Raw genomic sequence first — 14,892 nt, forward strand, 5'->3', positions numbered from 1 at the left:
GGGATTATATACAGTGAAGCGAGCTTGGCAATGACCGTTTTTCGGCACGCCGCCAGACGGTCGGCAGGCACGCTTTTTAATCCGCCGGGCTTGTGTGGTTAAATAGCTGACCGACCATTCCCAAAACGAACCGGCAGGCTTGACATTGCATAGGCTGAAACGTATGTTTCAAACAAGTGTTTGTCAGGCGGAGTAGCCATGGCCCAGTCGGAAACCGTTGAACGCATTCTTGATGCTGCCGAACAGTTGTTCGCGGAGAAAGGTTTCGCGGAAACCTCATTGCGTTTGATTACCAGCAAGGCCGGCGTCAACCTGGCAGCGGTGAACTATCACTTCGGCTCGAAGAAAGCGCTGATTCAAGCGGTGTTCTCGCGCTTCCTCGGGCCGTTCTGCATCAGTCTCGACAAAGAGCTGGAGCGGCGCCAGGCCAAGCCTGACAACAAGCCGACCCTCGAAGAGCTGTTGGAAATTCTCGTCGAGCAAGCTCTGGTGGTTCAGCCCCGCAGCGGCAACGACCTGTCGATCTTCATGCGTTTGCTCGGCCTCGCCTTCAGTCAGAGTCAGGGTCATTTGCGCCGGTATCTCGAAGACATGTACGGCAAGGTATTTCGTCGCTACATGTTGCTGGTTAATGAAGCAGCACCGCGTATTCCACCGATCGAGCTGTTCTGGCGCGTGCACTTCATGCTCGGCGCTGCCGCTTTCAGCATGTCCGGCATCAAGGCCCTGCGGGCGATTGCCGAGACCGATTTCGGCGTCAATACTTCGATCGAGCAAGTGATGCGCCTGATGGTGCCATTCCTCGCCGCCGGCATGCGCGCGGAAACCGGCGTCACCGACGCAGCCATGGCCACCGCGCAGTTGCGTCCGCGCAGCAAATCGACACCGGTCGCCGCCAAGGTTTGACCGCACACGGGTGGGCGCGGCAGCGGGGATCCGCTAAGCTAGCCGCCCATGCCGATTCTCGTTCTGAACCCGATCAACAGAAAAGTCACTGACCTGCCGAGCGCTGCTCACGGCAGCAACTGGCTGTCGATCGGGTTTTCTGTCTCCAAGGAATTTCTATGACTGCTGGCCTGCAAGGCTCGTTGATGGTGGACGTCGCCGGTACCTGGCTGACGGCCGAAGATCGCCAATTGTTGCGCCAGCCCGAAGTGGGCGGCCTGATCATTTTTGCCCGAAACATTGAGCATCCGCGGCAAGTACGCGAGCTCAGCGCGGCGATCCGCGCGGTGCGCCCGGATCTGCTGCTGGCGGTGGATCAGGAAGGCGGTCGGGTGCAGCGTCTGCGTCAGGGCTTCGTGCGTCTGCCAGCGATGCGCGCCATCGCCGACAACCCGAACGCCGAATATCTGGCCGAGCAGTGCGGCTGGATCATGGCCACCGAAGTGCTGGCGGTCGGTCTCGACCTGAGCTTTGCCCCGGTGCTCGATCTGGATTATCAGCGCAGTGCCGTGGTCGGTACCCGTTCGTTCGAAGGCGATCCGGAGCGCGCCGCCTTGCTCGCCGGAGCATTCATTCGCGGCATGAACAGCGCCGGCATGGCCGCCACCGGCAAGCATTTCCCTGGTCATGGCTGGGCCGAGGCAGATTCACATGTGGCCATCCCGACCGACGAGCGCAGCCTCGAAGAGATCCGCGCCAACGACCTGGTGCCCTTCGCCAGGCTCAGCAAACAGTTGGCCGCAGTAATGCCGGCTCACGTTATTTACCCGCAAGTCGATGCGCAGCCGGCCGGTTTCTCTCGCCGCTGGTTGCAGGACATCCTGCGCGGCGAATTGCAGTTTGACGGGGTGATTTTCAGCGACGACCTGTCGATGGCCGGCGCTCACGTGGTCGGCGATGCCGCCAGCCGCATCGAAGCCGCGCTCACCGCCGGTTGCGACATGGGCCTTGTGTGCAACGACCGCGCCGCCGCCGAACTCGCGCTCAGCGCCGCGCAGCGCCTGAAGGTCAAACCGTCCGCGCGCATTGCGCGCATGCGTGGTCAGGCCTTCGCCAGTACCGATTATCGTCAGGATCCGCGTTGGCTGACCGCCATCGGCGCGCTCAAAGACGCTCAACTGATCGATTAAGGATTTTCGCTATGACCGTTTACGCAATCATTGGTGGCACCGGGCTGACGCAGCTCGAAGGCTTGAGCATTCGCCAGTCGCTGACGGTGGACACGCCTTATGGCGCACCTTCGGCCGAGGTGCAGATTGGCGAGTATGCCGGCAAGGAAGTGCTGTTCCTCGCCCGTCACGGCCATCCGCATCGCTTTCCACCGCACAAGGTCAACTACCGCGCCAACCTCTGGGCCCTGAAGCAGGCCGGTGCCGAAGCGATCATCGCGGTCAACGCGGTGGGCGGGATTCATCCGGCGATGGGCACCGGGCATTTCTGTGTGCCGCACCAGATCGTCGACTACACCAGCGGTCGTGAGCACACCTTCTTCGCCGATGACCTGGAACACGTCACCCACATCGATTTCAGCTTTCCCTACAGCGAAGCGTTGCGTCAGCGCTTGATCGCCGCTGTGGCCGCCGAAGGCTGCGAGTACAGCGACCAGGGCGTTTATGCCTGCACCCAAGGGCCGCGTCTGGAAACGGTCGCCGAGATCGTGCGCCTGGAGCGTGACGGCTGCGATATCGTCGGTATGACCGGCATGCCGGAAGCCGCGCTGGCGCGAGAACTGGACCTGGATTATGCCTGTCTGGCATTGGTGGTGAACCCGGCGGCGGGCAAGACGACCGAAGTCATCACCATGGCCGAGATCGAGCAGGCACTGCACGCTGGCATGGGCAAGGTCAAATCGACGTTGGCGCGGGTATTGGCCGGCTAAGGACTGTTCATGAGCGCGCTTATCGAGGAAATCCTTTCGCTGCCGTGGACCGACACGTTCACTAGCAATGCGCTGGCCAAGGCTCGCGCTTATGCGCTTGAGGATCGCGTCGAGATCCTCGAAGTCAATGACCGGCAAATCACCGCATTCTGCGTCGGGTCCAATCAGACGGCCTATGAGCAAACCCTTTCCATAGCCCGGCACCGAGGCGGGGGCGGCCTGCGTTGCTATTGCTCATGTCCGGTCGGCTTCGACTGCAAGCATTGTGCAGCGGTGCTTTATTGTCTGGATATGAATGTCAGCGAAGCCTCCGGGCACGAGGCCTCGGTTGAGCTCGGTCGCTCACTCGAGCATTGGCTGTCCACCATTCCCGCGACCGCCCAGCCTGCCGAGGAAACTTCGCAAGCGGCGAGCACGCGGCTGTTTTATCAACTGAAGGCTTCACCGGTTGCGGGCAAGTGGCAGTTGGATATTTTCAAGGTCTATCAGCTCAAGAGCGGTGAGCTGCGCGACGTCAAACCGTTGTACTCGCTGTCGGACCTGCTGATGCGCCAGCCCGGTTACCTGACCGAGCAGGATCTGCGCATTGCCCGGTTGCTGGTGGCGATGCACTCCCATCACGCCTATTACAGCGGCTATCCGCTGGAGGGCAGCAGCGGAGCCGAACTGCTGGAAATGCTCCTGCGCACGTCGCGGCTGTTTCTCGATTTTCAAACCTTGCAGCCGCTGACGGCGGGTGCCAGCCGCAGTGCACAATTTGCCTGGGCTGAGCAGGCTGACGGCAGTTATCGCCCGCAATGGACAAGCGCTGAGGCACCGGTGGAAACCGTGCTCGCGCTGGAGCCGCTTTATTATCTGGATCGCGAGCAACGCCAGATCGGGCCGTTGCTCAATGATCTCGATGAGAAGCTGGCCTGCCACCTGGCATTGGCGCCTGAGATTCCGGCGCACCAGGCGTTGCAGTTCAGCCATCGCATGAGCGCAGCGACCAAAGTGGCGCCGCCGCACAAACTGACGGAGCGGATCGTCGAGGATGTGGCTCCGCAAGGTTATCTGATGCTGGTCAGTGGTCAACGCTACACGCGCTGGGAATACGTGCCAGAGCACCGCGCCGCGTTGCTGTTCACCTACGACGGCCATCCAGTGCAGGATCGCAACCCGGAAGTCATGATCCTGTCGGGCGCCGAAACCCAGCGGATTCAGCGCCAACCGGCCGCCGAAAAAGCCTTGCGTCAACAACTGCAAAAACACGGCTTCAAGAAAGCCTCACGCAAAAGCAGCATCGATCTTCCGGGTGAGATGTTCACGCTGCCCGATGATTCTGCGTGGCTGATCTTTAGCCAGCAGGGCGTCCCGGTCTTGCGCGATGCTGGCTGGGAGGTCGACGTCAGCAGCAATTTCCATTTCAACGTGGAACCGGTCGAAGACTGGTACGCCGAGATCGAAGAAGATACCGGTCGGCAATGGTTCGATCTGCAATTGGGCATTGTCGTCAATGGCGAGCGCCACAGCCTGTTGCCGATTCTTCTGCATCTGCTGCGTAGCCAGCCGCATTTACTCGATCCTGTTTCCCTGGCAGAGCGCGGTGACGATGAGCTGCTGTTGGTTGAGTTGAAAGGCGGGCGCATTGATGCTGCCGACGGTGGCAAAGTCGCACTGCCTTACGGTCGGGTCAAACCGCTGATGGCCACGCTGAGTGAGTTGTATCTGGGTGGCCGTCGCGTTGAAAGTTTGCGCTTGAGCGCTCCGGACGCGGCGCGTCTGACACTGCTCGACGGGGTGCCGCTGACCTGGCAGGGCGGCGAACGCCTGCGCAGTTTCGCCCAACGCCTGCGCGAATCGACTTACACGCCGGTCGCTGCACCTGCCGGCCTCAACGCGCAGTTGCGTCCATATCAGCTCGAAGGCCTGAACTGGATGCAGACCCTGCGCGAACTGGGGGTGGGCGGCATTCTCGGCGATGACATGGGGCTGGGCAAAACCCTGCAGACCCTGGCGCATCTGCTGACGGAAAAACAGGCCGGGCGCCTTGATCAACCGGCGTTGGCGGTCATGCCCACCAGCCTGATTCCCAACTGGCTGGACGAGGCGCAGCGCTTCACCCCGCAATTGAAGGTGCTGGCGCTGCACGGATCGGCCCGGCAGAAGGATTTCGCCAGCCTGAGCGAATACGATCTGGTGCTGACCACCTATGCGTTGTTGCCACGGGATCTGGAAGTGCTGCAGCCGCAGCCGTGGAGCGTGCTGATTCTCGATGAAGCGCAGAACATCAAGAACCCGGTGAGCAAGGCCGCCCAGGCTGCCCGCGATTTGCAGGCCGGTCAGCGCCTGTGCCTGAGCGGCACGCCGCTGGAAAATCATTTGGGCGAGCTGTGGTCGCAGTTCCACTTCCTGATGCCGGGTTGGCTGGGCGACAGCAAAACCTTCAATCGCGACTACCGCACGCCGATCGAAAAACACGGCAATGCCGGGCGCATGCAGCACCTGACCGCGCGGATAAAACCGTTCCTGCTGCGCCGCAAGAAAGATCAGGTCGCCACCGAGCTGCCGCCGAAAACCGAAATCGTCCACTGGGTCGAACTCAGCGATGGTCAGCGCGATGTCTATGAAACCGTGCGCGTGGCGATGGATAAAAAGGTCCGCGACGAAATCGCTCGCAGTGGCGTGGCGCGCAGCCAGATCATCATTCTCGATGCCTTGCTCAAGCTGCGTCAGGTCTGCTGTGACCTGCGGCTGATCAACACGCCGCTGACGGCCAAGGCGCTGCGTTCCGGCAGCGGCAAGTTGATCAGTCTGATGGAAATGCTTGAGGAGTTGCTCGGCGAAGGGCGGCGGATTCTGCTGTTCTCGCAGTTCACCTCGATGCTCGCATTGATCGAGCAGGAATTGCAGCAGCGCGGGATCGGCTATTCATTGCTGACCGGCGACACTACCGATCGACGCACGCCGGTCAAGGATTTTCAGGGCGGCAAGGTGCCGCTGTTTCTGATCAGCCTCAAGGCCGGCGGCACCGGTTTGAACCTGACCGCCGCCGACACGGTGATTCACTTTGATCCGTGGTGGAACCCGGCGGTGGAAAATCAGGCCACCGATCGGGCGTATCGCATCGGGCAGAACAACCCCGTGTTCGTCTACAAGCTGATTGCCCGGGGCACGGTGGAAGAAAAAATCCAGGCGCTGCAGCAGGAGAAGGCGGCGCTGGCCGGGGCGGTGCTGGAGGGTGGAACGACGGGTGGTTTCAAATTGGAGCAGAGTGATATCGAGGCGCTGTTTGCGCCGTTGCCTGTGTCCAAGGGTTGAGCCCTGAGTGACTGCGCAATATCGGATGGCCCCATCGCTGGCAAGCCAGCTCCCACAGGTATCGAGTTGAATCACAATTTTGTGTACAGCTCATAACCCTGTGGGAGCTGGCTTGCCAGCGATAGCTATCTAACCAGCGACGCGAATTTCAACGCTTCTCAAGCTTGTCCGGCAACGGCGCAAACAACGCTTCAATATCATCGCTCTGCAATTTCCAGTCCCCGGCCTTGCGCCCATCCAGCACGCCCGCGGCGAGGTCGGATTTTTCCTTTTGCAGGTGCTGAATTTTCTCTTCCACAGTGCCGCGAGCAATCATCTTGTACACGAAGACCGGTTTTTCCTGGCCAATCCGGTACGCCCGGTCTGTCGCCTGATTTTCGGTCGCCGGGTTCCACCACGGGTCATAGTGGATCACCGTGTCCGCCTCGGTCAGGTTCAGCCCCACACCGCCAGCCTTCAGACTGATCAGAAAGATCTGACGCTTGCCGCTCTGGAATTCCTTCACTGGCGTGCGCCGATCACGGGTCTGCCCGGTCAGTAGTGCGTAGGCGATCTTGCGTTTTTTCAGTTCGTCTTCGATCAACGCCAGCATCGAGGTGAACTGCGAGAACAGCAGAATGCGCCGACCTTCCTCAAACAGCTCTTCGAGCATTTCCATCAGGCTGTCGAGCTTGCCCGAGGTGCTGCCACGGGCAGGCAGGGTGGCGTCGTTGACCAGGCGCAGATCGCAGCAGACCTGACGCAGCTTGAGCAGCGCTTCAAGAATGATGATCTGGCTGCGCGCCACACCTTTACGGGTGATCTCGTCGCGGACTTTCTTGTCCATGGCCAGGCGCATGGTTTCATAAACATCGCGTTGCGCTTCGTTGAGATCGACCCAGTGGATGATCTCGGTTTTCGGCGGCAACTCTGTCGCCACCTGCTCTTTGGTGCGGCGCAGCAGAAACGGTTTGATCCGGCCGTTGAGGTGCTGAAGCCTGACTTCACTGCCGCGCTTTTCAATCGGCACGCGGTAATCGGCGTTGAAGCTTTTCACGTCCCCGAGCCAGCCCGGCAGCAAAAAGTGGAACAGTGACCACAGTTCGCCGAGGTGGTTTTCCAGCGGCGTGCCGCTCAGGCACAGGCGTTGGCGTGCGTTCAGCTCGCGGGCGGCCTGTGCGGCTTTGCTGTTGGGGTTCTTGATGTATTGCGCCTCATCCAGCACCAGTATGTGCAGCGGCTGTTTCGCCAGACGTTCGACGTCCTTGGGTAGCAGCGCATAGGTGGTGAGGATCAGATCGAAATCTGCGAGGTGATCAAAGTGCTTTTTGCGAGTGGCACCGTACAGTGCGACCACCTTCAATTGCGGCGTGAAGTGCGCGGCTTCGTCGAGCCAGTTGGGAATCAGGCTGGTCGGCATCACCACCATGCACGGCCGATCAAGGCGCCCGGCGTTTTTCTCGCTGAGAATATGCGCCAGGGTCTGTAGGGTTTTGCCCAGGCCCATGTCATCCGCGAGAATGCCGCCGACTTCCAGTTGCCGCAGCGATTGCATCCAGCTCAAGCCTTCGAGCTGATAGGGGCGCAAGGTTGCGTTCAGACCCTCTGGCGCTTCAGCACTGAAGTCGCGGATGTCGCGCAAACGCTGGGCGAAGGTGCGGATCTGCTCGCCGCCTTCCCACAGCAGTGGAATGCCTTCCAGCGAATTGAGGCGCGTGGCATCGGCCTTGCTCAGGCGCAGGGTGGTTTCGCCCGGCTCCTGTAAATAAAACTCGCCCAACGTCATCAACACCGGCTTCAAACGGCCGAGCGGCAGCGCTACTTGCAGCGGCCCGTGCTCGCTGTTGCGTTGTGGGATGTTGACCAGAATCAGCTCGTCATCGCGACGGCGGGCCAGACGTTCCGGGTTGAGGATTTCCGCGTGCGAGCGCATCAGGTTGAGCAAAATCGGCAGCAGGCTCAGGCGTTCGCCGTTGACGATGATGCCCAGTTCCAGATCGAACCAGTCGCGCTCCGGCGCCTGCTCGACGGTGGCGTACCAGTCATCCACGGCGGTCAGATCGAAGCCGAATTCCTCATCGATCTGCAGTTCCCAGCCCTGACTGCGCAACTTCGGCAGGTCGTTGAGGGTGAAGGTCAGCCAGGCACTGTCGTTGACCATTTCATACAGTTCGCCGGCGCTTTCCGGCAGGGCTTTGCTCTGCCTTGTGGCGATGCGAAAGCCGAGGATGCGCAAGTGCTCGCGATAGGACTGCTCGACGTCCGGGTGGCGTTTGACGCGCAGGGTCTGGGTGTCCTGGCGAATCAGGATGTCGCTGTTTTTCTGCCCGCTGACGTACTCGTCCAGATAGCTGAACGACAGCGCCGCGCGGTGCTGGATATAGCGCTGCATCCGCCCGTTGCGTGGCTCAAAGGCGCTGAACTCGACGCTGGCCAGCCACAGGCGTGGCAACGGTTGCACGTTGTCGACCAGCACCTGCGGCGGAGCCTTCGGGCCGCGGTTTTCCAGCACGGCCTGGAGCTTTTCCAGCAACTCGGCGTCTTTGGCGGCGGCGGGGTAGTCGAGGGTTTCCTGCACCTTCAGCAGCACCGCCGCACAATGTTTGCAGTTGTTGCGAACAGGGCAGGTGCAACCGGCGTCGACCAGCAACAAGGTACCTTTGGCCGACTCGCGCAAGTGAATGGTCTGACGGTAGACGCTACCGCCAGAGCCTTCGCAACTGGCGGTGATGGTCGCATCGCCGACCTGAGCGATGCGCACGCGGTTCTCCAGGGCGTAGCGACGACCGCGCTCCAGGCTTTGTTCCTTGAACCGGCTGACCCACGAGGGCGCCAGCGGTTTACTCAGAGGCGGGGGCATAAGGACTTCGATCAGTCCGGAATGGCTTCAGGCGCTTGCCGGGGTGCAGGCGCGGTCAGGGACGTGATCTTGATCAGCAGGGCCAGGTGGCCATTGTCGAGATAGTTGAGTTGGCCGTTCTTGGTGTGGCTGTCCTGTTTCAAGCGCTCACTGGCCGTGACCAGGCCATTGGCATCGATCTGATTGACCCAGAAATCAGCGCTCACATCGGTGAAGCGGCCGAGTTTCATCTCCAGCGTGCCCTCGATCGGGAACTGCCCGAATTGTTCCTTGCCATCGCTGACCGCGACCTTGGCCGGCGCTTCACCCAGCGTCTGCTGCCAGGCCTTGTGCATCAGCACGGTGTAATCGCCGCTGGCGCCGAGCTTGCTGACCACGTCGTTCAACGCTGGCGTGCGTTGGCTGTCATCGCTCAAACGCTGTGCGCCGGCGGCCCAGTCTTCCGGCGCGGCGCGGCTGACGATGGCGGGTACGGCATTCTGGCGCACCAGAATCATTTCGACCTGATAGGTGTCATCGGCAAATGCCGCAGGGGCTACCAAAGTCAGCAGCAAAGTCAGCGAGCGAAACAGGCGCATTGGGCGTCCTTAAACAGTTTTCGGGAGGAGGCGCTCAAACAGCGCCTCTACAGTATTAAAGCGCTCTTCCGGGCGTTCCATCGGCACCTGGAACTTGAACATCGTCGCGCCTTCGAATTTGTAGCGTTTGGGCTGCGTCTGGATCAGTTTGATCAGGGTCATCGGGTCGACCGGCGTCTGTGCCTCGAACTCGATGCGGCCGCCTTGCGGGCCGCCGTCGACTTTCTTGATGCCAAGCTTTTCCGCCTGCAATTTCAGTGCGGTGATGCGCACCAGATTCTTGGTCGGCTCCGGCAGCAGGCCGAAACGGTCGATCATCTCGACCTGCAGATCTTTCAGGCCTTCCTCATCGGTGGCGGAGGCGATGCGTTTATACAGAATCAGACGAGCGTGCACATCCGGCAGATAGTCTTCCGGAATCAGCGCCGGTACGCGCAGATTGACCTCCGGGCCGCCACCAAGCGGTTGATCGAGGTTGGGCTGCTCGCCCTTGCGAATCGATTTCACCGCGCGCTCGAGCATTTCCATGTACAGGGTGAAACCCACGGCCTGAATCTGCCCGCTCTGGCCATCGCCGAGCAATTCGCCGGCGCCGCGGATTTCCAGGTCGTTGGTGGCCAGCACGAAGCCGGCGCCGAGGTCCTGAGTGTTGGCGATCGCTTCCAGGCGCTTTTCCGCGTCCGAAGTGATTTGCTGGCGCGGCGGGGTCAGTAGGTAGGCATACGCCTGGTGGTGACTGCGGCCGACTCGGCCCCGCAATTGGTGCAGTTGCGCCAGGCCGAACTTGTCGGCGCGCTCGATGATGATGGTGTTGGCGCTCGGCACGTCGATGCCGGTCTCGATGATGGTCGAGGCGATCAGCACGTTGAAACGCTTGTGATAGAAATCGCTCATCACCTGTTCGAGTTCGCGCTCGCGCATCTGCCCGTGGCCGATGCCGATGCGGGCTTCAGGCACCAGTTCGGCGAGGTCGGCGGCGCATTTCTCGATGGTCTTCACATCGTTGTGCAGGTAATACACCTGACCGCCACGCAGCAGCTCACGCAGCAGGGCTTCCTTGACCGTGCTCTTGTTCTGCTCCATGACGAAGGTGCGCACCGACAGGCGTCGCGCCGGCGGCGTGGCGATGATCGACAGGTCGCGCATGCCTGACACCGCCATGTTCAGCGTGCGCGGAATCGGCGTCGCGGTCAGGGTCAGGATGTCGACTTCGCTGCGCAGGGCCTTGAGCTGTTCTTTCTGGCGCACCCCGAAACGGTGTTCTTCGTCGATGATCACCAGCCCGAGGTTCTTGATCTTCACATCGTCCGACAGCAGCTTGTGCGTGCCGATGACGATGTCGATCTTGCCTTCGGCCAGATCGGCGATCGCCGCGTTGACTTCCTTGGCCGACTTGAAGCGGCTCATCACTTCAACGGTCACCGGCCAGTCGGCGAAGCGGTCGCGGAAGCTGTTGTAGTGCTGCTGGGCGAGGAGGGTGGTCGGCACCAGAATCGCCACCTGCCGACCGCCGTGCACGGCAATGAACGCCGCGCGCATCGCCACTTCGGTCTTGCCGAAGCCGACGTCGCCGCAGACCAGGCGGTCCATCGGTTTCGGCGCGAGCATGTCTTCGCGCACCGCTTCGATGGTCGATTGCTGATCGGGGGTTTCTTCGAACGGGAAACCGGCGCTGAACGTCGCGTAATCGGCTTTCGGGTCGGCGAACGCATAGCCTTCTCGGGCGGCACGACGTGCATAGATGTCGAGCAGTTCGGCGGCGACGTCACGCACCTGTTCGGCGGCTTTGCGCTTGGCTTTCTGCCAGGTTTCCGAGCCGAGGCGATGCAGCGGCGCCAGCGAGTCGTCGCTGCCGGTATAACGCGCGATCAGGTGCAGGTTGGCCACCGGCACATAGAGCTTGGCGTTCTCGGCGTATTCCAGGGTGAGGAATTCGGCAGCCTGATTGTCGATTTCCAGGATCGTCAGGCCCAGATAGCGGCCGACGCCGTGGTCGATGTGCACCACCGGCGCGCCTTCGCGCAGTTCGGTGAGGTTCTTGATCACCGCGTCGTTGCTGACATCACTGCGTTTCTCGCGACGGCGGCGCTGCATGACGCGCTGACCGAACAGCGGACTTTCCGCGACCAGCGCCAGCGCCGGGTCGTCGAGCGCCATGCCTTCATCAAGTGGCGCGATGGTGATCGCCAGACGATCCTTGCTTGCAACGAAATCCGGCCAGCTGTCGACGGTTTTCGGCCGCAGCTTCAGGCGTTCGAGCAACTCCAGCAACACTTCGCGACGGCCCGCGGATTCGGCGGTGAACAGCACGCGCCCGGGGAACTCGTCGAGAAATGCGGCGAGCGCGGCCAGCGGTTGCGTGGCTTTGCCTTCGATCGCCAGATCCGGTAGCGCGTGCGCCGGGAAACGTTCGCGGCCGACGCCGGTTTCCACGTCCTGCTGACTGGCCACCACGCGTGGCCAGTTCTTCAGACGGGCGAAGCAGTCTTCGACCGGCAGGAACAGTTCGGCCGGTGGCAATAAAGGACGCGAAGGGTCGACGCGGCGCTCTTCATAACGGTTGCGCACGTCGTTCCAGAAATTCTCCGCCGCTTGCTCGATACCCGGCAGCGAAAACACTTGCGTGTCCTGTGGCAGGTAATCGAACAGCGTCGAGGTTTCGTCAAAGAACAGCGGCAGGTAGTACTCGATACCGGCCGGGGTGATGCCGCTGCTCAGGTCCTGAAAGATCGGGCAGCGGCGGAAGTCGACGTCAAAGCGCTCACGGAAACGCGCCTTGAAGCGGGTGACCGCATCTTTCTGCAACGGGAATTCCCGCGCCGGCAGCAGCTTGACCGACTCGACCTTGTCGATCGAACGCTGGGTTTCCGGATCGAAGGTGCGCAGGGTTTCGATTTCGTCGTCGAACAGATCGATGCGATAGGGCAGTTTGCTGCCCATCGGGAACAGATCGATCAGTGCGCCACGCACGGTGAATTCGCCGTGCTCATACACCGTGTCGACGTAGCGATAGCCGCTGGCTTCGAGCCGCGCGCGCATCTGCTCGACGTCGAGCTTCTGGCCGATATCCAGCACCAGACTGCTGCCGAGCAGGAATCGGGTCGGCGCCAGACGATGCAAGGCCGTGGTGATCGGCACCACCAGCACGCCATGCGCCAGTTCCGGCAGCCTGTACAAGCTGGCGATGCGCTGGGAAATGATGTCCTGGTGCGGCGAGAACAGGTCGTAGGGCAGGGTTTCCCAGTCGGGGAAATGCAGAACGGGCAAATCCGGGGCGAAGAAACTCAGCTCCTGTTCCAGTCGTTCAGCGCTCTGGCTGTCGGCGGTCAGTAGCAGGGTGAAGCGCTTGGCAGCGCTGGCAGCCTCGGCAATCGCCAGACTGAGGGCAGCACCGGGCAGATTGCCCCAGTGCTGTTTGCCTGCCTCGGCAGGGAGTAGCGGTAGACGCAGAACAGGCACGGAAGGTTGAGCTCCAGGCTTTGCGACAAAGTCGGTAATTGTAGCGGCGTCGGGTGCCGGCTGTCAGTTGCAGACTACGTCTATCTTCGCTGTTTTGACGAAATGTAGTGGTAACCATAAAAACGAGCCGTTTTTAGAGGGTTATGTAGTGCCGAAACCGGGTGGTGTTACGGAGGGTTACAGACATCGTCTAACACTCGTCGAAAAATTGACTGCGCTGCAGGCCGCGGATTTACTGGGCTGGCGCGGGGCGTAATTTTTTTGAACGGAAATTTGTTACCGATTGCGCGACCAGCGCGCATTGCTACGGCAGGTTGTCGGCGGCATAATGTAGCCCCTTTTTTCTGCCCCTACATGTGGAAGGTTACCGTGACTCAGAAGCCCGACCAGTGTCTTGGTGAATGGATCGACCGTGAAGCACTCGCAGAAGCGATGATTCCGCTTATCGGTCAGCTCTACCGCAATAACAACGTGGTGAGCTCGATCTATGGCCGCAGTCTGATCAACCAGTCTGTCATCGCGATTCTCAAAGCCCACCGCTTTGCTCGCCACCGTTCTTCCGACGACAGCGAACTCTCCGTCCACGAAACATTCCCGCTGCTCAAAGCCATGAGCGAGCTCAAGCTCGGCGCGGCTTCGGTGGATCTGGGCAAGCTGGCGTTCAAATTCCGTAACGAAGGCAATGGCCGCAGCGCCGAGCAGTTCGTTCGCGAAGAAATGGCTGACGTGGTTGGTCAGCAGAACGCTTCCGCACGTAAAGGTACCGATGTCGTGCTGTACGGCTTCGGTCGTATCGGCCGCCTGCTGGCGCGCATCCTGATCGAAAAAACCGGTGGTGGCGACGGCCTGCGTCTGCGCGCCATCGTCGTGCGTAAAGGCGCCGAAAACGACCTGACCAAACGCGCCAGCCTGCTGCGTCGCGATTCGGTACACGGTTCGTTCAACGGCACCATTACCATCGACGAAGAAAACAACACCATCACCGCCAACGGTAACCTGATCCAGGTGATCTACGCGAAGAACCCGACCGAGGTGGATTACACCCAGTACGGCATCAAAGACGCGCTGCTGGTGGACAACACCGGTGTATGGCGTGACGCCGATGGCCTCGGTCAGCACCTGGCGTGCCCGGGTATCGACCGCGTTGTGCTGACTGCGCCTGGCAAAGGCAAGCTGAAGAACATCGTGCACGGCATCAACCACGGTGAAATCACCGCTGATGACAAGATCGTCTCCGCTGCTTCCTGCACCACCAACGCCATCGTGCCGGTGCTCAAAGCGGTGAATGACAAGTTCGGCATCATCAATGGTCACGTCGAAACCGTTCACTCGTACACCAACGACCAGAACCTGATCGACAACTTCCACAAGGGCGATCGCCGTGGCCGCAGCGCCGCGCTGAACATGGTGATCACCGAGACCGGTGCTGCCACCGCTGCTGCCAAGGCCCTGCCTGAGCTGGCCGGCAAGCTGACCGGTAACGCGATCCGCGTTCCGACGCCAAACGTGTCGATGGCCATTCTCAACCTCAACCTTGAGAAAGCCGCCACCCGTGAAGAAATGAACGAGTACCTGCGCTACATGGCGCTGCACTCCGAGCTGCACAAGCAGATCGACTTCGTCAATTCGCAGGAAGTGGTGTCCACCGACTTCGTTGGCTCGCGCCACGCCGGTGTGGTCGACGCCGAAGCGACCATCGTTCAGGACAACCGCGTTGTACTGTACGTCTGGTACGACAACGAGTTCGGCTACAGCTGCCAGGTGGTTCGCGTGATGGAAGACATGGCTGATGTAAATCCGCCTGCATTCCCGCGCTAAGCCTTAGCGGTCAATGAAAACGCCCCGACTTGTGTCGGGGCGTTTTTGTTTGTGGCGTGATCGTTCCCACGCTC

8 protein-coding genes are annotated in these 14,892 nt (G+C 60.9%); 5 read left to right on the top strand and 3 right to left on the bottom strand.

Going from position 1 to position 14,892, the window contains the following annotated elements; genetic code table 11:
• The first annotated feature begins 198 nt into the window (after positions 1 to 198).
• The 4 genes from M0746_RS06390 to M0746_RS06405 all read left to right on the top strand — a co-directional run bounded on the left by M0746_RS06390 (position 199) and on the right by M0746_RS06405 (position 6,124).
• Positions 199 to 906 (top strand): TetR/AcrR family transcriptional regulator, encoded by a 708-nt coding sequence (locus tag M0746_RS06390; protein WP_090284742.1) that lies wholly within the window; start codon positions 199 to 201, stop codon positions 904 to 906.
• Positions 907 to 1,076: 170 nt separating this feature from the next.
• Complete coding sequence (gene nagZ, locus M0746_RS06395) at positions 1,077 to 2,075, top strand: beta-N-acetylhexosaminidase (protein ID WP_258451444.1); 999 nt, start codon at positions 1,077 to 1,079, stop codon at positions 2,073 to 2,075.
• 11 nt (positions 2,076 to 2,086) lie between these two features.
• Positions 2,087 to 2,824: an S-methyl-5'-thioinosine phosphorylase gene (locus M0746_RS06400; protein ID WP_258448535.1), complete on the top strand. Its 738-nt coding sequence runs from the start codon at positions 2,087 to 2,089 to the stop codon at positions 2,822 to 2,824.
• Positions 2,825 to 2,833: 9 nt separating this feature from the next.
• Positions 2,834 to 6,124, top strand: coding sequence for a DEAD/DEAH box helicase (locus M0746_RS06405; protein ID WP_258448536.1), 3,291 nt, complete (start codon positions 2,834 to 2,836; stop codon positions 6,122 to 6,124).
• A gap of 148 nt (positions 6,125 to 6,272) precedes the next feature.
• On the opposite strand, the gene M0746_RS06410 is transcribed toward M0746_RS06405, so the two are convergent.
• From M0746_RS06410 to mfd, 3 genes are read right to left on the bottom strand one after another with little or no spacing between them, the layout of a single operon-like run.
• Positions 6,273 to 8,963 carry a DEAD/DEAH box helicase gene (locus M0746_RS06410; RefSeq protein WP_258448537.1) on the bottom strand — a complete coding sequence of 897 codons (2,691 nt, stop codon included), beginning with the start codon at positions 8,961 to 8,963 and terminating at the stop codon, positions 6,273 to 6,275.
• 11 nt (positions 8,964 to 8,974) lie between these two features.
• Complete coding sequence (locus tag M0746_RS06415) at positions 8,975 to 9,541, bottom strand: CsiV family protein (RefSeq protein ID WP_208940404.1); 567 nt, start codon at positions 9,539 to 9,541, stop codon at positions 8,975 to 8,977.
• A 9-nt stretch (positions 9,542 to 9,550) separates the two neighbouring features.
• Positions 9,551 to 13,000: a transcription-repair coupling factor gene (gene mfd, locus M0746_RS06420; RefSeq protein WP_258448538.1), complete on the bottom strand. Its 3,450-nt coding sequence runs from the start codon at positions 12,998 to 13,000 to the stop codon at positions 9,551 to 9,553.
• A 354-nt stretch (positions 13,001 to 13,354) separates the two neighbouring features.
• Here mfd and M0746_RS06425 point away from each other — a divergent pair, with 354 nt between their 5' ends.
• On the top strand, positions 13,355 to 14,818 hold the full coding sequence (locus M0746_RS06425) for a glyceraldehyde-3-phosphate dehydrogenase (RefSeq protein ID WP_016775482.1): 1,464 nt from the start codon (positions 13,355 to 13,357) through the stop codon (positions 14,816 to 14,818).
• Positions 14,819 to 14,892: the final 74 nt, after the last annotated feature.

The organism is Pseudomonas sp. S11P7 (assembly GCF_023195435.1).
Lineage (GTDB): Bacteria > Pseudomonadota > Gammaproteobacteria > Pseudomonadales > Pseudomonadaceae > Aquipseudomonas > Aquipseudomonas fluorescens_G.

Bases quoted from the DNA above. Each gene is read 5' to 3' on its own strand.
- M0746_RS06390 (WP_090284742.1), top strand. From the start codon at position 199: ATGGCCCAGTCGGAAACCGTTGAACGCATTCTTGATGCTGCCGAACAG.
- M0746_RS06400 (WP_258448535.1), top strand. From the start codon at position 2,087: ATGACCGTTTACGCAATCATTGGTGGCACCGGGCTGACGCAGCTCGAA.
- M0746_RS06405 (WP_258448536.1), top strand. From the start codon at position 2,834: ATGAGCGCGCTTATCGAGGAAATCCTTTCGCTGCCGTGGACCGACACG.
- M0746_RS06410 (WP_258448537.1), bottom strand. From the start codon at position 8,963: ATGCCCCCGCCTCTGAGTAAACCGCTGGCGCCCTCGTGGGTCAGCCGG.
- M0746_RS06415 (WP_208940404.1), bottom strand. From the start codon at position 9,541: ATGCGCCTGTTTCGCTCGCTGACTTTGCTGCTGACTTTGGTAGCCCCT.
- M0746_RS06425 (WP_016775482.1), top strand. From the start codon at position 13,355: ATGTGGAAGGTTACCGTGACTCAGAAGCCCGACCAGTGTCTTGGTGAA.